At 33.8% G+C, this 23577-nt stretch carries 20 protein-coding genes; 15 read left to right on the top strand and 5 right to left on the bottom strand.

The window, feature by feature from the left end; translation table 11 throughout:
• Positions 1–3: 3 nt before the first annotated feature.
• Both RT228_RS08590 and RT228_RS08585 read right to left on the bottom strand, forming a co-directional pair.
• Positions 4–1371 (bottom strand): RagB/SusD family nutrient uptake outer membrane protein, encoded by a 1368-nt coding sequence (locus RT228_RS08590; RefSeq protein ID WP_006257226.1) that lies wholly within the window; start codon positions 1369–1371, stop codon positions 4–6.
• Positions 1371–4391, bottom strand: a complete 3021-nt coding sequence (locus RT228_RS08585) for a SusC/RagA family TonB-linked outer membrane protein (protein WP_286401742.1) — start codon at positions 4389–4391, stop codon at positions 1371–1373. Before RT228_RS08585 ends, RT228_RS08590 begins: the two co-directional genes overlap by 1 nt.
• 640 nt (positions 4392–5031) lie before the next feature.
• On the opposite strand from RT228_RS08585, the gene RT228_RS08580 reads away from it, so the two are divergent.
• The gene (locus tag RT228_RS08580) at positions 5032–5385 is read left to right on the top strand and encodes a hypothetical protein (protein ID WP_006257224.1); all 354 of its coding nucleotides are present in this window, start codon (positions 5032–5034) and stop codon (positions 5383–5385) included.
• A 251-nt stretch (positions 5386–5636) separates the two neighbouring features.
• Here RT228_RS08580 and RT228_RS08575 read toward each other — a convergent pair whose 3' ends face one another.
• A complete protein-coding gene (locus RT228_RS08575; protein WP_006257223.1) occupies positions 5637–6137 on the bottom strand; it encodes a hypothetical protein in 501 nt (166 codons plus the stop codon).
• A 228-nt stretch (positions 6138–6365) separates the two neighbouring features.
• On the bottom strand, positions 6366–7697 hold the full coding sequence (locus RT228_RS08570; RefSeq protein ID WP_006257222.1) for a metal-dependent hydrolase family protein: 1332 nt from the start codon (positions 7695–7697) through the stop codon (positions 6366–6368).
• A 198-nt stretch (positions 7698–7895) separates the two neighbouring features.
• Here RT228_RS08570 and dtd point away from each other — a divergent pair, with 198 nt between their 5' ends.
• The 8 genes from dtd (at position 7896) to RT228_RS08530 (ending at position 15584) form a co-directional block, all read left to right on the top strand.
• Positions 7896–8348, top strand: a complete 453-nt coding sequence (gene dtd, locus RT228_RS08565) for a D-aminoacyl-tRNA deacylase (protein ID WP_006257221.1) — start codon at positions 7896–7898, stop codon at positions 8346–8348.
• Positions 8348–8551: a hypothetical protein gene (locus tag RT228_RS08560; RefSeq protein WP_006257220.1), complete on the top strand. Its 204-nt coding sequence runs from the start codon at positions 8348–8350 to the stop codon at positions 8549–8551. Before dtd ends, RT228_RS08560 begins: the two co-directional genes overlap by 1 nt.
• A 2-nt stretch (positions 8552–8553) precedes the next feature.
• The gene (locus tag RT228_RS08555) at positions 8554–8880 is read left to right on the top strand and encodes a nucleotide pyrophosphohydrolase (RefSeq protein WP_006257219.1); all 327 of its coding nucleotides are present in this window, start codon (positions 8554–8556) and stop codon (positions 8878–8880) included.
• Between the two features lie 7 nt (positions 8881–8887).
• Positions 8888–10114 (top strand): 3-phosphoshikimate 1-carboxyvinyltransferase, encoded by a 1227-nt coding sequence (locus RT228_RS08550; protein WP_006257218.1) that lies wholly within the window; start codon positions 8888–8890, stop codon positions 10112–10114.
• A gap of 134 nt (positions 10115–10248) precedes the next feature.
• Positions 10249–11298: a tRNA preQ1(34) S-adenosylmethionine ribosyltransferase-isomerase QueA gene (gene queA / locus RT228_RS08545; protein ID WP_006257217.1), complete on the top strand. Its 1050-nt coding sequence runs from the start codon at positions 10249–10251 to the stop codon at positions 11296–11298.
• A 153-nt stretch (positions 11299–11451) separates the two neighbouring features.
• Entirely contained in the window at positions 11452–12729 is a 1278-nt protein-coding gene (gene kynU, locus RT228_RS08540; protein ID WP_006257216.1) for a kynureninase, read from the top strand.
• Positions 12730–12858: 129 nt separating this feature from the next.
• The gene (locus tag RT228_RS08535; protein ID WP_006257215.1) at positions 12859–13944 is read left to right on the top strand and encodes an agmatinase family protein; all 1086 of its coding nucleotides are present in this window, start codon (positions 12859–12861) and stop codon (positions 13942–13944) included.
• A 305-nt stretch (positions 13945–14249) separates the two neighbouring features.
• On the top strand, positions 14250–15584 hold the full coding sequence (locus RT228_RS08530; RefSeq protein ID WP_006257214.1) for an FAD-dependent oxidoreductase: 1335 nt from the start codon (positions 14250–14252) through the stop codon (positions 15582–15584).
• A gap of 44 nt (positions 15585–15628) precedes the next feature.
• On the opposite strand, the gene RT228_RS08525 is transcribed toward RT228_RS08530, so the two are convergent.
• Positions 15629–17161: a helicase HerA-like domain-containing protein gene (locus RT228_RS08525; protein WP_006257213.1), complete on the bottom strand. Its 1533-nt coding sequence runs from the start codon at positions 17159–17161 to the stop codon at positions 15629–15631.
• A gap of 339 nt (positions 17162–17500) precedes the next feature.
• Between RT228_RS08525 and RT228_RS08520 the strand changes: the two genes are divergently transcribed.
• From RT228_RS08520 to RT228_RS08495, 6 genes are all read left to right on the top strand, one after another.
• Positions 17501–18340 carry a MotA/TolQ/ExbB proton channel family protein gene (locus RT228_RS08520; RefSeq protein ID WP_006257212.1) on the top strand — a complete coding sequence of 280 codons (840 nt, stop codon included), beginning with the start codon at positions 17501–17503 and terminating at the stop codon, positions 18338–18340.
• A gap of 81 nt (positions 18341–18421) precedes the next feature.
• Positions 18422–19051, top strand: coding sequence for an ExbD/TolR family protein (locus RT228_RS08515; protein ID WP_006257211.1), 630 nt, complete (start codon positions 18422–18424; stop codon positions 19049–19051).
• 18 nt (positions 19052–19069) lie between these two features.
• Complete coding sequence (locus tag RT228_RS08510) at positions 19070–19609, top strand: ExbD/TolR family protein (RefSeq protein WP_006257210.1); 540 nt, start codon at positions 19070–19072, stop codon at positions 19607–19609.
• 23 nt (positions 19610–19632) lie between these two features.
• A complete protein-coding gene (locus RT228_RS08505) occupies positions 19633–20487 on the top strand; it encodes an energy transducer TonB (RefSeq protein WP_006257209.1) in 855 nt (284 codons plus the stop codon).
• A gap of 334 nt (positions 20488–20821) precedes the next feature.
• Positions 20822–21778, top strand: a complete 957-nt coding sequence (locus tag RT228_RS08500) for a PstS family phosphate ABC transporter substrate-binding protein (protein WP_006260571.1) — start codon at positions 20822–20824, stop codon at positions 21776–21778.
• 34 nt (positions 21779–21812) lie between these two features.
• Positions 21813–23468, top strand: coding sequence for a tetratricopeptide repeat protein (locus RT228_RS08495; protein WP_313138587.1), 1656 nt, complete (start codon positions 21813–21815; stop codon positions 23466–23468).
• Positions 23469–23577: the final 109 nt, after the last annotated feature.

Below are 23577 nucleotides of genomic sequence, written 5' to 3'. Positions count from 1 at the left end.
TGTTTATTTGAATGAAGGCCAGCCTTTGTTTTGTTGAGCATTGTTATTATATCTCAATTCATTCATGGGTATTGGCCATGTCCAGCGATAGTCATTAGGTTCTATCTTGATAATGATAGTATTGCTATCTTCTTTTTTTCGTTCTATGGGTGTATTCCATCGTTTTAGATCAAAGAAGTTGTTCTTTTCTCCAATGAACTCTTTTTGTTTTTCGAAATGAAGTTTATGACGTAGTTCTTGTTGACTAGGCGTATCTTCTATGTTAGGCTGATTAATAGCAGATAAGAATGTATTGAGAACTTCTTTTGCTTGTGCTAATTTATTTTGTTCTAAAAGACTCTCTGCTAAGATGAAATATGCCTCTGTACTGCGTATCATCACCACATCTCTAGGGTCTTTATCTAGTTGTGACCTTTTGTATTTACCTAGAAGAGAACGCTCTATTTTGTCCTCAGCAGTCGCTTTCATACTGTGTTTATATTGAGATATGGTATATCTAATATCGTCCAAGTCAAAATTATAATCTTCATTGATGTAAAGTAGATCCCCTTGGTTATCTTCGTAATATAAGTAGTGATTAGGATTATCTAGGTTGTTGTATAACCAGTAGATATTAGTATTATCTGAAGCCCAAATATTGCGATAATCCTCTGTTGAGGTTGGAAGTTTAGCTCCATCATTTACAAGTTTTTGTGCAATAGCTTCTGCTTTTGCATACTCTTTCTCATACATAGCGACCCTTGCCTGTAGTATCCTGATCCCTTTCTCTTTGATAAAGTAGTTTTGATGTTTACCAGATTGCTGTATTAAATCTAGACCTTCAGATAAGTATGTTTTGATTAGTTTAAGAGACTCTTCTTGAGTTAGTCTAGCTTTTTCTTCTACGATTAATTTATCTTTAGCGATAATACCTAAAGCTGTAGGGTTATAACGTTCAGAGAATAGTTGTAATAAATCGAAGTAATTATAAGCTTTTAAGACTAAAGCAGAACCTTTAATGTACTGCCAAACAGGGTCCTGACTATTGAAGTTGTGATCTGATTCTAATAGTACGTTTAGGTGGACGATGGCATCATAGTGATTATTCCATATCGAACTACTATTAATCGATAAGGTTGTTTCATCCCATTTATAAGTGAGGCTACTTCCTTTTAGATAATTAATTAGATAGGATGGCTGTAGATCTTCTGTATATAAAGTATAATCTTTAGGTTGTATAGGTGTAGCTTTATATGCCTGTGATAGTACTCCATAAGCTTTGATAGGTGAATTGATAATATCATTTCCAGAAATTTCGTTCTCAGATTTATTTTCTAGACTGCATCCCCATAGAGAACTAAATACAAATAAGTAGAATATTTTTTTAATCATTAGAAAGTAGCATTAAGAGAGAAAGTTAATATTGGCTGTAATACATCATTTAGAGAACCTCTATCTGTCTGAAAACGGTATGTGTAGATATTATCTGCTTGTACACTTAGCTGTAGGGATTTAAAATACTTATTGATAAAGTTATTATTGCCTAAGTTGTAACTAAGTTGTATGTAATTTAGCTTGATAAAGTCTGTTTTATATATTGTTCTATTATTAGCAAAGCTTTGAGAATAATCTTCTGCATTGCTTGGTAGTTTTTTGATAGGATAAACCTTATCTTCATCTCCTACTTCAAACCAGCTATCTTGTAACTGTCCCTCTATGGCATTTAAATGAGATTTGCTATAGTCTCTCACATAAGACTGATCATACATTTTCTTACCACCGAAATTATAGTTGATATTTATATTTAATGCCCAATTTCTATAAGTGAAGTAGTTGTTGAAAAAGCCGTTATAAGGAGCTATACTGTAGCCAATACGTCTGAAGTGATTTGCATTTTTTGGCTGATTTAGATCTATTACATGACCATCATTATCTATGTATTCTGGTACTCCTGTTAATGGATGTATACCATTAGTTTGCAGCCCATAGATGATACCTAGAGGTTTGCCTACTTCGTATTCTGGTATTACAGATTCTTCTGTTAGATATATTCTATCTGTACCATAAAGTGATTTTACCTTATTGGCGTTATAGGATAAGGAAAGAGAAGTATTCCATCTAAAATCTTTTAGCCTGATAGCATCTCCACTTAACATAAATTCTATCCCTCTATTTTCTAGTTCTCCTATATTTTTAGTAAATGTATTAAACCCATTACTCATAGCTATAGGCATAGATAGTATAGCATCTTTTGTTGTGTTTTGATAGAAGTTAACTAATAGACTTAGTCTTTCAAAGAAGCCGAAATCTACGGAGTAGTTTATAGAGTGAGTTTGTTGAGGTTTTAAATCTTTATTAGGTATTCCTTGTAGCACTAATAATCTATAGTCTCCATAGAATGTATTAGGATTGCTAAAAGTAGACTCTATATCTCTTATTGAGATTCCTGTCATACTTGCTGTATATCCTAATGAGGCTTTAAATTTCAAATCAGTTAGTATATTTTGATTCTTGAAAAAACCATAGTGAATAGGAGACCATCCTATTCCTGTAGACCATGCATCATTCCATCGTTTACTTGAAGGTAAAAGGGAAGAACCATCTCTTTTGAAACTTCCATATACATCATAAGTTCCTTTATAAGTATATCCCAACGCAGCTCCAAAACCAAGTTGTGTATTCTTTATTTTGCTTCCTGAGTTTTTAGGAGCATAATCACCTGTTAAAGAGTTGTTGATACCCGATAGACTACTGATTTCATCATCTATTCCATGACCTTCACCCCCAATAACTTTTGTATTCGTAGTATAGTAATCCATATTTACTCCTAAGAAAATATCATGGTCGCCTAATTGTTTTTGGTAATTAGCACGTAGATTATATGTAAAATCGAAGTTCTTGCTATCAGAGTCAGATATAAAGCCTTTGGCATTGTTAGGCTTTTGCTTTTGACTATAGGCAGTACTAAGGATTCTTTTATAAGTTTCGCTTAATGAATAGTCTGCACCTATTACCCCTGCTATGTTTAATTCGGGCAATATATCCCATTGCATTACCATGGAACTGCTAAATCTTTTACTAGTCTGTTTTTGTTTGTATTGATTGATTAAGTCAGCATAAGAGCGATCTGAATAACTCGTTAGTTTTGTCGAATGCTTTGTTTCATAAGGATTAAGCATAAAGGCTAATGAAGTAGGATCATTATCCATTCCATTTTCAGTATTGGTAGTCGAAAGCCCAAAACTATTGTTAAGAGATAAGGTTAGATTAGGAGCTAATATATAATCTAAATTAGCACGTGCGGTTATTTGATTGATATCATTACCAGGTATACGACCACCTTGTTTACTGTAATTCAGCGAGTAGAAATAAGAGTTTTTTTCGGTACCACCTCTTACACTAAGGTTATGAGATTGGAAATAATTAGGCTTTACTAATTCTTTAAACCAATCTGTATTAATTCTTCTTAAGGAGTCTAATTTGTGTTCTCCTTCTTGTAGTTTCTGCCTTAGAAGAGGACTGTTCTGATATGTACTATTGATATATTCTGATGAGTATAGATATCCAGGAGTAGCAGGATTTTGCATTCTGCGTTCGAATGCTAGTTTTTCATCAGTCTTCATCATATTAGCTGTTCTTTCCCCTCTCATTGTTACTCCTTGTTTCATAGCATAGCTAATAATCGGTTTACCATCAAATCCCCTTTTAGAGGTTAATTCGATAACTCCATTAGCAGCCTTAATACCATATAGAGCGGTAGCAGGGGCATCTTTTAATACCTTAATAGTGGAGAAGTCATTAGGATTAAGAGTCATAAAAGTCTCTGTCGAAATCACAATTCCGTCCATTATAAACAGTGGTTCATTGGCATTTCCTTGATAGTTAAAAGAAGAATTACCTCGTAATCTTATCTCTGGTTTTTTGCCCAGTTCTCCAGAGTAAGTAACAGTAAGACCTGCTACTTGTCCTTCTAATAACTTAGCTATATTCAACTCTGAGCGTTGACTCAGTTGTGTCATGTCTACTGTGATTACAGAACCTGTACTATTACGAATGTCGATATCATTGATATTAGTCGATTTTCGGATGATCAGTTCATCTAATTGTTTTGTAGTGGGTAGTAGATAGATTGTTTGACTTCCCTTTTTTAATTTCATTTCTAGATTTTCAAAGCCTTCATGGCTGATGATAACAGAAGAGTGATAGAGCTCAGGAATTTGGAACTCTCCTTTTTCATTAGTGAAAAAGGTATCTCCTGAGGCTAGTACAGTGATTATAGCTGTATCTAATCCTTTTTTAGTTTCTAGATCTAAAATCTTACCTGTGAATACAGGCTCTTGTGCATAGACTCCAATTGCACAAAATAAACTGATTACGAGAGTAGTAATAGTTCGTAGTGGAGTAAGTAGCATAATGGTGTGTTATAATTAAGACTAATTCTAAATTAAAGTGCAAAAGTAAAGAGTTTTTTTACTTTTCAAAATGAATAATGACTTTATTTAGATTAGTTATGTATTAAAAAACTACAATAAGCGAGTTTTTTACAAGGTAAGCTTAGTTATACTATAGGTTTTTTGTTTACTTATTTTACTGTTTATTAGGTGTTTGTTTTCTTTTTGAGATTAGGTTTATTGCTTTTTATGTGTTGTTTATTATTTAGAATTATTTCTTATAATGTAGAAATTCTTAAGGTTAGAATGATGTCTAAATAGGATGTGATTATTTAGAATACAGCTCTTGAGTAGCTCGAAGATTTGTAGTGGTATGTTAGGTATATGTGAATGATAGAAACTATTTGAGTATATAGTGAGTCCGTTATTTTAGCCCAAAAAACGGACTCACTACGGACTCATAACGGACTCACTACGGACTTAGGTAGAACGAAAGCAACACGAATTCAGTAGAAAGATACATGAGTTTGAATTGTTAATTTCGTAAACAATGTGTTTTTTATTTTGTTAAAATAAAGTTTTATTTGTTTTATTTTTGCTCTTTTTGATTTGAAGCTATCTATTGTGTTTAGGTAGTGTGTTATGTTTAAAATTAGAATATATGGGAATGATTAGTTGCTCTAAACATGGATTAAGTGGTATCCTATCTTGTATGGGGCAAGACTTAGTAGATAAAATACAATTAGGAGAAGAGGTGCTATCTACAAGTCTGTGCAAGATAAAAGTAGTGATGCATATCGATATAGAGGATAAACTAGAATTTAGTTATGTCTTAAGTCTAGAGACAAAGGATAGATTAAAATTAGCAGATAGATATGAGATTAGTAAAGACGAAGATTTAACTTCTTTAGATAGTCTTTATAAGTCATTAGGCGTTATCTGTGTAAGGTGCTTTGCAGAGTACCAGTATAAAGATGCTTTTAAAGGTTTTTTAATAGGAGCAGAGGTCCTATAATATCTGAATGCGTTTAAAGTAGAAACATAATATCTTGTGTGTCCCCCAAGCTATGTCACCTCATACAGATTATAGGCAGTTGAGATAACACAAGTATAGAGGTTATTGTATGTGTTTTTACATAGTGGGAAAATATGTAATATCTTGCGTGTTCCCTCTAATCAATGTCACGGATTACGGCATCCGCGACAACATGAATTGAGGCTGTAGGTGAACTGTACAGATGTATTTGTTTTGGTTTAGAAAATAGCTTATTTTTTAAGCTTTTTGTATTCTCTAATTAAACCTTTAAGTTCTCGATTAGATGTTACATCAACGTCTTTATCAGATAAGAAATGTCTGAATGTGAAATGGCTTCTATAGTTCTTTGATACTATTTCTTGATCAATAATAAATAAGTCATTTCTCAATTGTTGTTTTTCAGTTTCGATATTTTCTAAGTCAATAAACTTTTCTTTATAATCTCTTCTAAAAGTAGATGTACTAAAAGGAATAGAATTAAGAATCTGCATTTGTTTTTTAGACTTTAAGTCTAAAGTAGAGATAATCTTGATTGCGAGTGCATCTATTTCTATTTTAGTTAAAGAGTCTATTTTCTCAGGCAAGTAAGATTTTGTTTTTTTAATCGGCTTTACTTTGCTTGACTGTTTAGTTACAGTTTTTTTTGAAGTTGATAAAGGAGCATGACCCGTTCCGAAGCATTTATCACAAAAAGGGTCTAAGCCTTCACAAGAGCAAATTTCTGTTCTCATATTTTTGAATTACATTTTAATTTAAGGAGGCTTGATAGTAGCCTTGTTATTTTACAGTACTGATTTATTATAAAGAAGTAAGTCATGTAGGTCGTAAAATAACTGCGCAAAGATAATTGAATTTTTATAGCCTTAGTGAGGTTAAAATTAGAATGGGCAACAATGGGCTATAACTAAAACAAAAAAAGACTGCTTATTAGGCAGTCTTCTTATAGTATAATGATATTCTTATTTCTTCGTATTGATGGTGTTTTTATAGATTTTACCACCTTTCATGATTAAGATAAAGTTCTTCTCAGGATTAGCTATAAGAGATAAATCTTTTAGAGGATCTCCATCTACAAGTAGTAAGTCTGCATAAGCATTTTCTTCTACTACACCTAATTTGCCAGGGTATGGACTGCGCAATCCTGATAACTGAAGTAACTCTCCGTTATCTTGAGTAACCATTTTTAGGATTTCAGCATTAGTGAACCATTTTTGTAAACGCAGGATATAGTCATTTTGCTCTTTGTTTAATTCTGGTTCGAATAAGAAGTCAGTACCCCAAGCTAGTTTTACTCCTAGTTGTTTGGCTAATGGCCATACTTTGTCTTGTCCTTCTAGTACAGGTTTGCGTTTTTCTTTGCGTTGCGCATCCATATTATCGTTGTTGTCCATTAGGTTCTGTAGACTTAACCAAATGTTCTTCTCAGCCATTATCTTTAGAGTCTCTTCATCTAGCATTTGTCCATGTTCGATAGACTTCACACCAGCTTCTATAGCGCGTTGTACGGCTCTAGGAGTATAAGCGTGTACCATCACATAAGTACCCCAGTCTTCCGCTGCATCTACAGCTGCCTTGATTTCGTCAAAAGTATATTGTGTAACATCGATAGGATCATAAGCAGAAGAGGTTCCTCCACCTGCCATTACTTTGATTTGACTAGCACCGAAGCGTAGGTTCTCTCTAGTAGCAGTAAGTACTTCGTCACGGCCATCTGCTATAAATGTAGCCCCCATTTCTTCTGCACGAGAAGGCTTCCCAAAGTAGCGTCTAGAGCGCTCATTAGGAGTTCTAAAGTCTCCGTGTCCTGCAGTCTGACTAATAGTAGCACCTGAAGGCCAAATACGTGGGCCTGCAGTCTTATCTGCATCAATAGCTGCTTTTAAAGGAAATATAGGGCCACCTGCATCTCTAACGCTAGTGAAACCGCGCATAAGCATGCTGTGCGCTCCTACAGCTACATTTTGCATTAAGCTTTCAGGAGTTGCATTAGGAGACATCATTTGTTCCATAGTCAAAGCTCCGAATACCATGTGTACGTGTACATCGATTAATCCTGGCATAAGTGTTTTTCCATTGCCATTGATTTTAGTTACATCTTTGCCTTTAACAGAAATAGAAGAAGGGCTTATCTTCTCTATTTTTTGATCAGAGACTAAGACATTCATTGGCGCAGTAAGGGCTGCAGTCTTGTGGTCTAGGATTCTTACATTCTCAATAAGGACTTGTTTGGTCTGAGCAAATGTGATAGAAGTACTAACAACAAAAAGTGCTATTATGGATTTTAATTTCATAAAATAAGGAAAATTAGAAGATTGTTCTGTGTACAAATTATATAGCCTCTAAGTTATTATAAAAGTAGCTTTCTGCCTAATAATATTTTATGAAGTAGTTGATTCTACTTTATTGTTAGAAATTAATCTAATGAAATGAAGGTAGAACTTTAGAAAGTTTTTAAGTTTGTAAGTAATAGAATAAAAAAGAACAAAGAGATGAAAGTAGTAATCCAGCGTGTGACAAAGGCTTCTGTGACTGTAGAAGGTAGTGTAGTTGGTAATATAGGACAAGGACTTTTAGTTTTAGTAGGGGTAGAGGATATTGATACAAAACTAGATATAGAATGGTTATCAGGTAAGATTGTGAATTTGCGTATTTTCGAAGATGAGAATGGAGTGATGAATAAGTCTGTAAAAGAAGTAGATGGTGAGGTATTATTAGTAAGTCAATTCACTTTACATGCTTCTACGAAAAAAGGAAATAGACCTTCTTATATTAAGGCGTCTAAGCCAGACTTTGCTATACCTATGTATGAGAAGTTTATAGATAAGTTAGAAAATGATTTAGGTAAACGTATACAAACAGGTAAATTCGGAGCGGATATGAAAGTAGAATTGCTAAATGATGGACCTGTAACAATCGTAATAGATAGTCAAAATAAAGAATAATGAATAGTTTAGTAAAGTTTAGTTTATTCACGGTTATCTATGTGATGATGACGTGGTTCTTAACAGATGAGGTCGGTTGTGCTTTTTCAGGTGATGAGCAGTGTTTAATTAGTTTTGTGGTAAAGTATATTATCTTTATCGCACTGATGTTCGTTTATGACAAATGGGTAAAAGGAAGAATTTTTAAAACAAAAAATAAGTAATTATGAATATTCAAGATGCACAGTTAGCAGTTGATAATTGGATTAAGGAACACGGTGTTCGTTATTTTAACGAATTGACGAATATGGCTCAGCTTACAGAAGAAGTAGGAGAGGTAGCTCGTATCATCGCTAGAAGATATGGAGAGCAATCTGAAAAAGAAAGTGATAAGAACAAAGATTTAGGTGAGGAGCTAGCAGATGTAGTATTCGTAGTGATGTGTCTAGCGAATCAGACTGGTGTGAATCTACAAGAGGCATTTGATAAAAAGATGGACTTGAAAACAAAGAGAGATCACGACCGTCACCACAATAATGAAAAATTAAAATAGAGAATACGTGAATATTAAGCTGTTAAAAAGTAAAGTAGAGCATGACAAGACGCTTGTTATCTCTGGTAGTAAATCCGAAAGCAATAGATTATTAATATTGCAAGAGTTGTTTCCATCTTTAACGATAGGGAATGTATCTGATTCTGATGATGTATGTGCCATGCAAGGTGCATTAGCATCTACGGGTGATGTAGTAGATATACATCACGCGGGGACTACTATGCGATTTTTGACAGCTTATTATTCGTTGTGTAGTACTCGTGAGCTTACTCTGACAGGGAGTAGTCGTATGCAAGAAAGACCTATCGGTGTACTAGTGGAAGCACTAAGACAGTTAGGGGCTGATATCACATATAGTAAGAAAGAGGGATATCCTCCACTTCATATAAAAGGCCAAATCGCAATAGGAGGTAAGGTAGAATTACCTGCGGATGTGAGTAGTCAGTATATCACAGCACTATTATTAGTAGGGACTAGGTTAAAGAATGGAATAGAATTACACTTGGTAGGTAATATTACTTCTCGTCCTTATATAGAGATGACTCTACAGCTATTAAGCCAATTAGGAGTGGAGAGCTCTTTTAATGGGAACATCATTAGTGTAAAACCTTTAGTCAAGGCTAGTACAGAACAGTTTACAGTAGAATCAGATTGGTCATCTGCCTCTTACTTCTATTCTTTTGTAGCACTGTCACCTATAGGAACGACTATGCAACTGAAGAGTTATAAAGAGGATAGCTTACAAGGAGATAGTCAAGTAAGTCAACTGTATACTATACTAGGTGTAGAGACTACATACTTAGAAGACTATACCATAAAATTAGAAAAAGTAAGAGAGACAGACTTTGAGTTTAAAGCAGATTTGATAGAGACTCCTGATTTGGCACAGACTATAGCTGTGACTTGTTTTGGTTTAGGCATTCGTTGTGAAATGACTGGGCTACATACTTTAAAAATAAAAGAGACAGATCGCTTAGTGGCTTTACAGAATGAGCTAACTAAATTAGGTGGTGTGGTTGATATCACAGAAGAATCTATTGTTGTTCACCCTTCTAAAGGGATGAGAGAAGGAATAGAGATTGAAACTTATCAAGACCATAGAATGGCTATGGCTTTTGCTCCATTATCTCTGAAAGGAGAGGTTACTATTTTAGAAGCAGAGGTTGTAACTAAGTCATTTATAAATTACTGGGATTGTTTGGCTGAAATCGGTGTAAATATTGTTAAAAAATAGAGCTGTAAAATTAAATATGGCTAAATACTTGACAACCCCTACTCTGAGGTTGTATATTTGTACTCAATTTGGACATCTATACTCTTAGATTTCCAAATTAGTTTAGTATTATTTTCTAACAAAACACATATTCAATGAAGTTATCAAACTTTAATTTTGATTTGCCTGAAGAATTATTGGCAGAGTTTCCAGCAGAGAACAGAGATGAGGCACGCCTAATGGTAGTAGATCGTAAAACTGGGACGATAGAGCACAAATTATTCAAGGATTTAATTGACTATTTTGACGAGGGAGATGTGATGGTGTTAAATAACACGAAAGTATTTCCTGCACGTTTATACGGTAATAAAGAAAAAACAGGTGCGAGAATTGAAGTATTCTTGTTACGTGAGTTAAATGCTGAACAACGTTTATGGGATGTATTAGTAGACCCAGCTCGTAAAATACGTATCGGTAATAAATTATACTTCGGAGATGATGATTCATTAGTAGCTGAAGTAATTGATAATACAACTTCTAGAGGAAGAACTTTACGTTTCTTATACGATGGTTCTTACGAAGAGTTTAGATTTAAATTACAAGAATTAGGAGAAACTCCGATTCCTAAGTACATTAATCGTGAAGTAGTGCCAGAAGATGCTGAGCGTTACCAAACTATCTATGCTACTGAAGAAGGAGCTGTAGCTGCACCAACAGCAGGATTACACTTCTCTAAACACTTATTAAAACGTTTAGAAATAAAAGGTGTTGAATTTGCTAATGTAACATTACATATCGGTTTAGGTACTTTTAACCCAGTAGAGGTAGAAGATTTATCTAAACACAAGATGGATTCAGAAGAGATGTTTGTGAATCAAGAAGCTTGTGATATTGTAAACGCAGCTAAAGAAAGAAAGAACAGAGTATGTGCTATCGGTACAACAAGTATGCGTGCATTAGAAAGTTCTGTTTCTTCTAGTCAAACGTTAAACCCATTCGTGGGATGGACGAATAAATTTATCTTCCCTCCTTATGATTTCAGTATCGCTGATTGTATGGTAACTAACTTCCACATGCCTAAGTCAACATTATTAATGATGATTTCTGCATTCTGTGGACATGACTTAATGATGAAAGCTTATAAAGAAGCTGTAGAAGAGAAGTATAAATTCTACTCTTACGGAGATGCAATGTTGATTCTGTAATAGATCAATCAAAATAAATTAGAAAGCCTTTGAGATTCTCAAAGGCTTTTTTTATGGATTAATGAGAGCCCCTTTTATAATATATTTAGGAGTGTATTTGTTTAAAAAGGATTAAATTTACAGTTAATGTTTAATAAAAAACACTCCTATATAATGACTTTTGAGAATACACTTACTTATGCAAAAAGCTTAGATGAACAAGATCCTCTAGCGAAGTACAGAGATGAGTTTAATTTCCCAGTAGTAAAAGGAAAACAGGTTATTTACTTTACCGGAAACTCATTAGGGTTACAACCAAAAAAGGCTGTAGATTATGTGAATGAGGTAATGAATGACTGGGGAGCCTTAGCAGTTGAAGGGCATTTCTATGCAGAAAAACCTTGGTGGGATTACCACGAACGTTTAAGTGAACCATTGAGTAGAATAGTAGGAGCGAAGTCGTCAGAAATTACGGTGATGAATACATTGACTGTTAATCTTCACATACTGATGACTACTTTTTATCGTCCTACGGCTAGTAAGTATAAGATTATATGTGAAGAGAAAGCATTTCCGAGTGATCAATATCTGATACAGTCTCAAGTAAGGTTACATGGGTTAGATCCTAAAGAGGCTATTATAGAGTTAAAGAAAAGACCTGGAGAACATAACTTTAGACTAGAGGATATATTAGAAAAGATAGATGAAGTAGGAGAAGAAGTTGCTTTAGTGTTAATAGGAGGACTTAACTATTATACAGGTCAAGTGTTCGATATTCAAACTATCACAGCCCATGCGCATCAATATGGAGCTAAGGTAGGTTGGGATTTAGCTCATGCTGCTGGTAATATAGAGTTGAAGTTGCACGAGTGGAATGTAGATTTCGCTGCATGGTGTAGTTATAAATATATGAATGCTGGGCCAGGTAGTGCATCAGGCTGTTTCATTCATGAACGCTACCATACAGATAAAGATTTAGTAAGATTAGCTGGATGGTGGGGACATAATAAAGAACGTCGTTTCTTAATGGAGAAAAAGTTTGATGCAGTAGAGAGTGCTCATGGATGGCAGATTAGTAATCCTTCTATTCTTAGCTTAGCTCCCTATTTAGCATCTATAGAGATGTTCGATGAAGTGGGTATGGAGGCTTTGATAGTAAAACAAAGAAAGATTACTGCTTATCTTGAATTTGTAATGGAAGATGTAGCTAAAGCTGTTAATGCTAATTATGAGTTAATTACACCTAAGGAAGAAAGTGAGAGAGGAAGCCAACTTTCTGTATTTCTTCATGGAAAAGGTAAAGATTTGTTTTCGTATTTAATGAATGAAGGAGTAATCGTAGATTGGAGAGAGCCTAATGTAGTTAGGTTAGCACCAGTGCCATTTTATACTTCTTATGAAGATATATATCGTTTCGGAGAGATTCTGAAAAAAGCGGACAGCCTTTTTTAGATTATTAGTATGATTACTGCATTAGTGTAGTAGAGAAAAATAAGGAATGAATAGTTATTTAATAGAATTTAATTTGCCTGATTTGTCTATCATTTAAATTAAATTACATTTGCAAAAAAATAAAATACGATGTCAACTAAACAAAATAAGATAGATAATTTCGATCCATCTCAGCCAGGATTAGCAGATGCGACGATATATGGATTACCTTTTACAGCTGAGGAGAGTGAGATTATAGTGGTACCAGCACCATGGGAAGTAACAGTAAGTTACGGAGCAGGAGCATCAGAAGGACCAGAAGCTATATTAGAAGCCTCTTATCAAGTAGACTTATTACACCAACAATATCCTGATTTATGGAAGCTAGGTATCTATATAGATGAGGCTCCAGAACATTGGGCTGTAGAAAGTGCAAAATATAAAGAAATGGCTCAGCCAATCATTGAAGCACTTGAGAATGGTGAGAATATTGCAGACTTACCAGAATTACAAAAAGATTTAGATACAATTAATGCAGTATGTGATAAGTTTCACAAAGAAGTAGAAGAGAAAGTATCTTACTGGATGGCAAAAGGAAAACGCGTAGTATTATTAGGAGGAGATCACAGTACTCCATTTGGATATTACAATGCTTTAGCAAAACATCACGATGCTTTTGGTATTTTACACTTTGATGCACATATGGATTTAAGAGATGCTTATGAAGGGTTTACTTACTCTCACGCATCTATTATGTTCAATACATTAAAATTACCTCAAGTAAAGACAATTGTGCAAGTAGGTATTCGTGATTTCTGTGAACAAGAAGTTGCAACAGTAGTAGAAGCAGATGGAAGAGTGTTGGTGCATACTGATGCAGATTTGAAGAAAGACGAATTTGAAGGGATGAGTTGGAAAGATAAATGTGATCAAATCATCGCTTCATTACCTGAGAAAGTAGCGATTAGTTTTGATATTGATGCTTTATTAGCTTGGTATTGTCCAAATACAGGAACACCAGTACCAGGAGGATTAACTTATGAGCAAGCAACTTATATGATTACTCGTTTATCAGAATCTAATAAGTTAATTATAGGAATGGATTTAGTAGAGGTAGCGCCAGGAGAAGATGATTGGGATGGAAATGTAGGGGCTAGATTATTGTTCCATATGTGTGGAGCATTTGCAAAATCACAAGGCTTAGCAGTAGGACAAAAAATAGAGTTTAAGAAATAAACAAAAATAAAGAGTCTCACGAGACTCTTTATTTTTTTATAGGTTTGTCACAAAAGAATATATTATACAAAGAAAGTATAGTAGCAGCAAATAGTAATATAGAGACTAAGATATGTTCTATATTAAATACGATGTAAAAGAGATACCACCCTGTTAAAAGAAGTATCACTAGGATCCAAATTAAATCTTTCATAGGGAATCTGTTAGTTGTGTTGTTGCTTAAATGTACAGAGAATATTAGAGTTAAAATATAAGTAATCAAAGGATCTGTATTTTAATTTGTTAAAAATAAATTAGTTAGCGTAATGGTAAAAGATATCTCGATAGTTGGTAGTGGATTGGTTGGTGTAGTGTTGGCAATCAGCTTAAAAAAGAAAGGCTATACGGTTACAGTATACGATAAGAGTGAGGATATTCGAAATATAGACTTTAGAGGAAGATCTATTAATCTAGCTTTATCAGATAGGGGATGGAGGATATTAAAAGAATTGGGTATAGAAGATGAAGTAAGAGAACTTGGTATTCCCATGTCCGAAAGAGCAATTCATACAGAAGAGGGGGATATTAAATACCAGCCTTATAGTATAAAAGGAAACTCTATATGGGCAATATCCAGAGGAGGACTAAATAAGGAGTTGATTTCTATTGCAGAGAAAGAAGGTGTATTATTTAAGTTTGATACTCCGATATGGGATGTTAATTTGAAAAAAGGAATTCTATATACAGCAGAAAAAGAAAGTGATCAGTGGAATGAAATTAAAACGGACTTGATCTTTGGTGCTGATGGAGCGTATTCTAGGGTTAGAGCTAAAATGCAAAAACAAAGTAGATTTGAGTACCAACAATCATATCTACATTTAGGATATAAGGAACTTCGTATAGAGGCAATGCCTAATGGAGAACATCAGTTATCTAAGAACGCATTTCATATTTGGCCAAGAAAAGACTTTATGTTTATTGCTTTGGCGAATGTTGATGGTTCTTTTACTTGTACATTATTTATGCCTTATGAAGGGGAAGTCTCTTTTAATACTGTTCAAACGGATGAGGAGATTAGAAAGTTCTTTAGTGTTTACTTTAAGGATGTAGATGCTTTGATTCCAAATTATTTAGAACAATTTAAAGAGAACCCAGTGAATTCATTGGTAACAATGAAGTGCTTTCCTTGGGTGTCTGAAGATAAGATAGCTCTTATCGGTGATGCCGCGCATGCAGTAGTGCCTTTTTATGGGCAAGGATTAAATGCTGGATTAGAAGATGTGTATGTTCTTAACCAAATAATAAGCCAAGGAGAAAATGATAGTTGGCTGGGTATCTTGAAAAAATATCAAGAAGAAAGAAAACCTAATGGAGATGCTATAGCAGAACTGTCTTATCGAAATTTTAAGGAGATGAGTGAAGATACAGCAGATGATATGTTCTTGTTACGTAAGAAAATTGAAGGCAAGTTTGCTGAGGTATACCCTGAGTTATGGTTGCCTTTATATGATAGAGTAACTTTTAGTACAGAAAGCTATGTTTCTGCTTTAGCAGAAGGAGATAGGCAAACTCATATAATGGATCAAGTGATGTTGATGGACAATATCGAAGATAAATGGGATAGTGATGAAGTAATGAATAAGATAAAGTCTCTTCTATAATATAAAGAAGAAGGGTATATACAATTGCATATACCCTTTTTTATTTATTTGCGTTTACCCTTAGAGTTTCCTCCAGATAATATTTTATTTAAGATACCAAAAGCGCCTCTTATAAAAGTAGCACTAGTTACAACTTTAATAATTCCTTTTGTAACATCACTATTTCCTTGTTGTGTTTTAGTAGTACTTGTTTTTGTTTCTTTTACTTTTTGCTCTTCTTGTTTTAGAGCCTCTAGTTTAGCAGTTAGTATCTCATAAGCACTTTCTCTATCAAAATACTCATTGTACTTTTTAGCAAGAGAAGATTTGGTTATGAGGTCATTTATTTCTTGATCAGATAAGATATCCATTCTACTCATAGGTGCACGCATAGTACATACTGCAAGTGGGGTGGGGATACCTTTTTCGTTTAGAGCAGTTACTAAAGCTTCTCCTGTTCCCATAGAAGTAATAATCTCATCCGTCTTATAATATTCTGTAGAAGGGAAGTTTTCTGCAGCAGTTTTTATTGCTTTGCGATCTTTTTCTGTGAATGCGCGTAGTGCATGTTGTATTTTTAGACCTAGTTGTGCTAGTACACCATTCGGAATATCAGTAGGATTCTGTGTGATAAAGTAAATTCCTATTCCTTTAGAACGAATTAACTTAACGATGGTTTCAATCTGATTTAATAGTGTTTTACTTGCTTCGTTAAATATTAAGTGCGCTTCATCTATGAAGATTACTAGTTCTGGTTGTCCACTATCCCCTTGTTCTGGCATCTGAGAATAGACTTGCGCCAGTAGGTTTAGCATAAAAGTAGAGAAAAGTTTAGGCTTATCTTGTATGTCTGTTAGACGAAGAATGTTTACATATCCATACCCATTCTCGTCAATACGCATTAAATCCTGTATATCAAAAGAAGGTTCTGCAAAGAATATATCTGCTCCTTGCTGTTCTAATTCTATTATCTTTCGAATAATAGCCCCAGTTGAAGCTGCAGAAATACGACCATATTCTGCTTCTATTTCTTCTTTTCCTTCGTTAGTTAAGTATTGAAGTGTCTTTTTAAAGTCTTTTAAATCAAGTAAAGGAAGTTGTTTGTCATCACAGTATTTAAACACAAGAGAGACGATACCAGACTGAGTTTCATTTAAATCTAGTATTCTACTGAATAAGATTGGACCAAATTCAGTTATGGTAGCTCTAAGTCTTACGCCATTTTGTTGCGAAATTGATAATAGCTCCACAGGGAATCCAGAAGGGGTAAAAGGCAAGTTCATCCTAGAATGTCTGTCTTTTATAAAGTCATTTTCTACACCACTCATCGCTATACCACTAAAGTCACCTTTAATGTCCATCATTAAAACAGGTATACCTTTAGCAGAAAGTTGTTCAGATAATACTTGTATTGTTTTGGTTTTACCAGTACCCGTTGCCCCCGCTATAAGTCCATGTCTATTAATGGTTTTGAGTGGAATATTGATAAAGTGATCGGCTAGAATCTCACCTTCTAATTTTGCTGCACCTATAGTAATATAATCTCCTTTAAAAGAATAGCCTTGTTGGAGATTAGTGCTGAAGTTTTCTTTATTCATAGTTGTCATTTTGTAAAAAACATCTTTAAACTTTAACAAAGATAATGTATTCGCAAAATAAATTATATATAAATTTGAAATGTTAAATTTGAAGGTAATGTAAAAAATGCTTTAGTTTATTTCATTTAGAGTTGTTATCTTTACCTTAGCTTAACATTTCCTTTTAATACGGGGTGTTAAATTTCCTCTGTGTTAAATCAAGAAAGAAAGAGTTGAAAAAAATCATTATAAATTTTTTTATTTGATCTAAAAACATAAATTTGCGACTCTCATTAGTTTTAAAAGAGAAAATAAGTAATAAGTAATAATTGAAAAAAAAAGAATTAAATTTTTAAAAAGATGACAAAAGTATCAAACGAATCAGTTGAGAAAAAAGGATCTAGTTCAGGAGCAAGCAGAGTAATTGCATCACTAGCAGTAGTATTTTGTATTGTATTTGGTTACATTATCTGGAAATTTGTAATGGGTAACCCAGCTAACTTTGAAAACGGTGATCCAGAAAACGGACATCCACTACCAGGAAACTTCATGGGAATGGTTTATAAAGGAGGAATTGTAGTAGCGGCGTTAATTGGATTATTAACAATGACTGTAGTTTTCTCAATCGAGAGATTCTTTGTAATTTCTAAAGCATCAGGAAAAGGTAACGTAGGTAAATTCGTACAAGACTTACAAGGAAACATCAATGCTGGAAGAATCAGCGAGGCTATGGATGCATGTGACGCTCAACAAGGGTCAGTAGCTAACGTAGTAAAGGCTGGATTAATCAAGTATGAAGAAATGAAAAAAGAAGGATTCAATAGCGAAGAAGCTACTGAAGCAATTCAAAAAGAAATCGAAGAGGCTACTACATTAGAGATGCCAATGTTAGAAAGAAACATGATCGTATTAGCTACATTAGTATCTATTGGTACGTTAGTAGGATTATTAGGTACAGTAACAGGGATGATTAAAGCGTTCTCAGCTTTAGCAACTTCTGGTACTCCTGACTCAGCAGCATTAGCAACAGGTATTTCTGAGGCGTTAGTATGTACTGCAACAGGTATTGGTACTTCTACATTAGCTATTGTTATGTATAACTCATTTACAACTAAAATTGATAGATTAACTTATTCAATTGACGAAGCAGGATTTGCTATTACTCAATCTTACAGAAGATTCAAAGGTTTAGTAAAGTAATTAGAATAAGTAAATAATAATAATACTAAGCCTGTGTAGACTTAGAATCAATACAGGTTTAGTTTATAAAAAACACTATCAATGGCAAAAGGTAAAATGAAAAAGAAAAGTATGAGAGTGGATATGACCGCAATGTGTGACGTGTCATTCCTACTTTTGACTTTCTTCGTATTGACTTCTACTGCTAAAATGCCAGAACCATTACCTGTGGATACTCCATCTTCAACAGTACAAACTAAATTACCAGAGGTTAATTTAGCTACAGTTACTATCGGAGGTGAAGAAGGATCAGAAAAGGTTTTCTTTGGGGTTTTAGGTAGAGAGGATCGTATCGCAACTCTTGAAAAAATGGGAGAGCGCTACAATATAGAATTTAATGATGAAGAGAAAAAGACTTTTTCATTCTTAGAAGGTGTTGGTACACCAATGCAAGATTTGAAAAGTTTCTTAAATCTTCCGCCAGATGTTAGAAATAAAGTTACTTCAAACCAACCTGGGATTCCTACAGATTCTGTAAATAACCAATTAAAGGATTGGGTTCAGACAGCTCGTGTTGTAGCTAAAGACTTGAACAATAAAGTTCTTGAAGTAGCGATCAAAGCAGATGCAACTGTAAACTATCCAAAAGTGAAAAGTGTTATGGATGTTATGCAGGAGCAACGTCTAAACAAATTCTACTTGGTGACAGGTCTAAGAAATGAGGATTTTTAATCATTAAACAAACTGTAAATGGCTGAATTAAATACAGGTGGAGGCGACAAGGATAAAAAAGTAAGAAGTAAAAAGCAGAATGCTGGAGTGGATTTAACTGCGATGGTGGATCTTGCTTTCTTATTGATTACTTTCTTTATGTTGACTACATCAATGAATAAACCGCAGTCGATGAACTTAGCTATGCCAGACAAGTCTGAAGAAGCAAAGAAAGAAGATAAAACGAAAGTAGATGAGAATCGTACGATGACTGTCTTAATCGGTGCGGATAATAAAATAAAATGGTATATGGGAATGCCTCATGAACCATTAGTGGGACCTACAGATAGTTCATACGGTCAAAACGGGATAAGAAAAGTAATTATGGAGAATACCAAAAAAGCTTTGGCTTATTCTCAAAATCCTGAAGATGGCTTAATTGTAATTATCAAAGCTAGTGAGAAATCAAATTATCGTAATCTAGTAGATATCTTAGACGAAATGGCAATTACAGGTACTAAAACTTATGCTATCGTTGATATCTCTGATAAGGATTTAGAGTTCTTAGGTGAGAAATAGTTAACGTCTAAATAATAAAAGAAATGTCAAAATTAAATATCTTTAAAAAAGATTGGATTGATATTGTTTTCGAAGGACGTAACAAATCTTACGGAGCTTATCAATTAAGATCAGAAAACCCAAAGGTTACTACAGTAGCTTTGTTTGCTGGTATGGCTCTTTTTGGAATAGCAATAGCTTCTCCAATGTTGATAGACATGGCAAAAGGTACTTTTGGAGTTAAAAATGTGGAGAAATACGATGTGCCTTTAGAAATTAAAGAGATCGATCTTCCACCGCCGGTAGAGGAATTACCTCCACCACCAGAAGATGTTCCACCACCACCTCCACCACCAGTAGAGGAAGTGAAGAACGTGAATGATACTAAAAAATTCGTTGAACCAGAAGTAGCGAAGAAAGAGGAAGTAACAGAAAAGTTAACTACTCAAGAAGATCTTAAGGATGCAGATCCTGGAGTGAAAGACGCTAAAGGGGATAAGGAAAAAGGAGAAATCAAAACGGGAGAAGGTACAGGTGAAGCTGATAAAGATAAAAAGCAAGAAGTATCTGGAGATGGAGACCCTAATAAGGTATTCGTAGCAGTACAAGTTAGAGCAGAATATCCTGGTGGTATGGCAGCTTTCAACAAGCAATTTATCAGTAGATTCAGAACACCAGATATCGACTCAGGAGTGAAGAGAATCCAGGTTATCGTTCAGTTTATTGTTGAGATAGATGGTTCATTAACAGATATTAAAGTTGCTCGTGACCCAGGTTACGGTGCTGGTAAAGAAGCAGTACGTGTACTTAAATCTATGCCAAAATGGAAACCTGCTATTCAAAACAATAGAAGTGTTAGATCACAATTTACATTACCAATTACTATCCAAGTACAATAGGTATGTTTAAAAATAAATTTCAACAGAAATCGCTAGTACAGCGATTTCTGTTTGTTTTCGGACTATGCTTCTTTTTACTTTATTTAGGATTAGGTTGCATGTTTTTGTTTTGGGATAATATGCCTATAGCCCTTGAATACACACATAGAATGCTTTTTGGAGGACTATTAATTGTGTATGGAGTATTTAGATTTATAAGACTTTGGAATCAAGAATGATTCTTAAAATATGAAGCCGCTTTTAGCGGCTTTCTTTTTTGTTCAAATCTTAACAATGGAAGTTATTTGTTTTTTCTATCTTTATGGAATAAGATTTTTTAGATACTACTTATTAAATGATAAAAAGAAGTTTTAGAGTTTTAAGCTATGTTTTGGCTTTTACTGCATTTTCAGTTGTTTTCATACAGTGTAAAAAGAAAGAAGTACAATCTACTCAAAGTAATGTTGAGATAGATTATAAAGCATTAGATGAAACACCAGTTTCTGGTTATACACGTATTCTTGTTGATGAATCAGTTTATCCAATAGCGAATGAAGTGAATGAAATATTTATGTATGAGTATAACAGAGTAAAGGTTGATTTGGTTAGAAAATCAGAAGGTGAAGTATTGAATATGCTAATGAATGATTCTATTCGTGTAGCTGTATTACCTCGTAAACTTACAGATAAAGAAGTTGAACACTTTAAAGGTAGAGTAAAACCTAAGATGACTCATTTTGCAACAGATGCAATAGTTTTTGTAACAAGTAAGGTTTTTAATGACAGTATTATTGATTATGAGCAGGTGTTAAGTAATTTGCAAAAACCTAATTCTGAACAAAGAGGTAATCATATACTTGTATTTGATAATGTTAACTCTAGTATAGTTTCAACTTTCAAAGAAAAGGCTAATGTAAAAGAGTTCGCGAAGGACTATGCATACTTTGGTGGTGATACTGAAAGTGTGATTGATTATGTTAGTAAGAATTCTGATGCGATAGGTGTTATTGGATTGAATTGGCTTACTCAGCCAACTGTAGAATTAGAAGAGAAACTAGCTCAATTAAAAGTACTATCAGTTAAGAATGTTAAGGATGGTAAGTATTATAAGCCATCACAAAATAATATCGCGGAAGGTACCTATCCATTAATTAGGGATCTTTATGTGGTAGATATTCAAGGGAAGTCTGGTTTGGGTGTTGGATATGCTTCTTATATCGCTGGATATAAAGGACAGAGAATTGTTTTAAAATCAAATCTAGTACCATTTAAAGTTCCTCCTAGAGAATTAAACGTGAGAAAAGAAATATAAGAAAAATCGTTAAATCAAATTATATATCTAGATTATGAATAAAAGAAATCTAAAATCATTACTTGCAATAGCTCTAATCAGTGCTACAAGCTTTGCTCAAGACTTAGAAACAGCGAAGAAGGCTATTCAGGATGAACAATATGATAAAGCAAAGGCTATTTTAAAGTCTTTAGTTGAAAGTAAACCTAATGATGGTAAGAACTACTATTATTTAGGGGATGTGTTCTTACTAGAAGATGAAGTAGAATCTGCTCGCTCTTATTTTGAGAAGGGTATAGCAATTAAGAGTAAAGGTTTTCTTAATTACATTGGATTAGGACAGTTAGCCTTGGAAGAAAATAATGTGCCTGTAGCTAAAGAAAATTTAGATAAGGCTTTAAATAGTATTCGAAAAAAGGACTATGATGAAAAGTTATTAGTTGCTTCAGCTTATATTTCTTCAGAGAATAAATTACCAAAAGAAGCAATTGCAATAGCTCAGGATGTTATTAACGCAGATTACACTAATGCAAACGCATATAATATTTTAGGTAAGGCTTATTTGGCTGAGAATAACTTTAATGAGGCTTTCTCTGCATTTAGAAATGCAATATCATACGATGAGTCATTGTTAGATGCTAAATTACAATTGGCTATTATCACTAAAAGAGGACGTGGTTTTGCTGAGGCTATAAAAGCATGTGAAGAGATTTTAGCTGTTAATCCAAAGTATGCTCCTGCATTAAGAGAAATTGCTGATAGTTACTATTTATGGTCTGTTCAGGATAGTTCTAAAAAAGAGGAAAATATGGTCAAAGCTGAAGAGTATTTTCAAAAGTATATCAGTGCATCAGATAACTCTCTTGAGGCAAGAATGAAGTATGCTGATTTTCTTTTGGTAACAGGAGAGTACACAAAATTAGAAAGCTTAGCTAATTCTCTTAAGAATGAAGAAGGAGTGAATAATCGTATTTTTAGATACTTAGGTTATGCTGGATACCATAATGCTAATTATGCTGTAGCTGTAGAAGGTTTAGAAAAGTATATTTCAAAAGCGAAAAAAACTATTGGTAGAGATCATCTATATTTAGGTGTTAGTTACTTGAATATCGCTAAGGAGAACAATGGATATTATGCTAAAGGCATAGAAAGTTTAAAACAAGCTATCAAAGTAGATCCAGAAGTAGCAGAAGAATTCCATGCATTAGGCCTAGAATTATTCAGAAAGAATAACCTAAAAGAAGCTATTGATGTATTTGTGATTTCAGGAGGTATTAAAGGACAAAGTAACTATGTGTACGATAATTATTACGCAGGATATTGTTATTATGTATTAGGAAGAGATGATGAGAGTGGGAATAATGAACAATCTTTGAAAGAAGCTGATAAATTTTTTGCAATAGCTATTGAAGGTGATGTAAAGTTAGCTGAAGCTTATTTCTTTAAAGCTAGAACTAACCGTCTTATTAAAGGCGATGAGGCTTATAAAAAAGTATATGAAGCGTATTCTGGCTTTATAAAACAGCTTACAGAAGCAGGTGATTTAGATAAAGCCGATAATAAAGACAGAGTAATAGAAGCATATACTTCATTAGCAACTTATCATGCAAATCAAGAAGAGAATACAGAATCTATTAAGTTCTTTAATAAAGTATTAGAATTAGATCCTCAAAATGAGTTTGCAAAAAACACTATTAAAGCATTACAATAATTAGAATATTAAATATCAAGAAAACTCAATTGTTATTTTACAGTTGAGTTTTTTTTGTTATTGCTTATTAGAATGTTATTATCGTTTATCTTTGCTGTCTTAATGTAAA

The organism is Myroides sp., from assembly GCF_032073645.1.
Classification (GTDB): domain Bacteria; phylum Bacteroidota; class Bacteroidia; order Flavobacteriales; family Flavobacteriaceae; genus Flavobacterium; species Flavobacterium odoratimimum.
This window is presented reverse-complemented; position numbering and strand designations above follow the sequence as displayed.

Bases quoted from the DNA above. Each gene is read 5' to 3' on its own strand.
- RT228_RS08590 (WP_006257226.1), bottom strand. From the start codon at position 1,371: ATGATTAAAAAAATATTCTACTTATTTGTATTTAGTTCTCTATGGGGA.
- RT228_RS08585 (WP_286401742.1), bottom strand. From the start codon at position 4,391: ATGCTACTTACTCCACTACGAACTATTACTACTCTCGTAATCAGTTTA.
- RT228_RS08580 (WP_006257224.1), top strand. From the start codon at position 5,032: ATGGGAATGATTAGTTGCTCTAAACATGGATTAAGTGGTATCCTATCT.
- RT228_RS08575 (WP_006257223.1), bottom strand. From the start codon at position 6,137: ATGAGAACAGAAATTTGCTCTTGTGAAGGCTTAGACCCTTTTTGTGAT.
- RT228_RS08570 (WP_006257222.1), bottom strand. From the start codon at position 7,697: ATGAAATTAAAATCCATAATAGCACTTTTTGTTGTTAGTACTTCTATC.
- dtd (WP_006257221.1), top strand. From the start codon at position 7,896: ATGAAAGTAGTAATCCAGCGTGTGACAAAGGCTTCTGTGACTGTAGAA.
- RT228_RS08560 (WP_006257220.1), top strand. From the start codon at position 8,348: ATGAATAGTTTAGTAAAGTTTAGTTTATTCACGGTTATCTATGTGATG.
- RT228_RS08555 (WP_006257219.1), top strand. From the start codon at position 8,554: ATGAATATTCAAGATGCACAGTTAGCAGTTGATAATTGGATTAAGGAA.
- queA (WP_006257217.1), top strand. From the start codon at position 10,249: ATGAAGTTATCAAACTTTAATTTTGATTTGCCTGAAGAATTATTGGCA.
- kynU (WP_006257216.1), top strand. From the start codon at position 11,452: ATGACTTTTGAGAATACACTTACTTATGCAAAAAGCTTAGATGAACAA.
- RT228_RS08535 (WP_006257215.1), top strand. From the start codon at position 12,859: ATGTCAACTAAACAAAATAAGATAGATAATTTCGATCCATCTCAGCCA.
- RT228_RS08530 (WP_006257214.1), top strand. From the start codon at position 14,250: ATGGTAAAAGATATCTCGATAGTTGGTAGTGGATTGGTTGGTGTAGTG.
- RT228_RS08525 (WP_006257213.1), bottom strand. From the start codon at position 17,161: ATGAATAAAGAAAACTTCAGCACTAATCTCCAACAAGGCTATTCTTTT.
- RT228_RS08520 (WP_006257212.1), top strand. From the start codon at position 17,501: ATGACAAAAGTATCAAACGAATCAGTTGAGAAAAAAGGATCTAGTTCA.
- RT228_RS08515 (WP_006257211.1), top strand. From the start codon at position 18,422: ATGGCAAAAGGTAAAATGAAAAAGAAAAGTATGAGAGTGGATATGACC.
- RT228_RS08510 (WP_006257210.1), top strand. From the start codon at position 19,070: ATGGCTGAATTAAATACAGGTGGAGGCGACAAGGATAAAAAAGTAAGA.
- RT228_RS08505 (WP_006257209.1), top strand. From the start codon at position 19,633: ATGTCAAAATTAAATATCTTTAAAAAAGATTGGATTGATATTGTTTTC.
- RT228_RS08500 (WP_006260571.1), top strand. From the start codon at position 20,822: ATGATAAAAAGAAGTTTTAGAGTTTTAAGCTATGTTTTGGCTTTTACT.
- RT228_RS08495 (WP_313138587.1), top strand. From the start codon at position 21,813: ATGAATAAAAGAAATCTAAAATCATTACTTGCAATAGCTCTAATCAGT.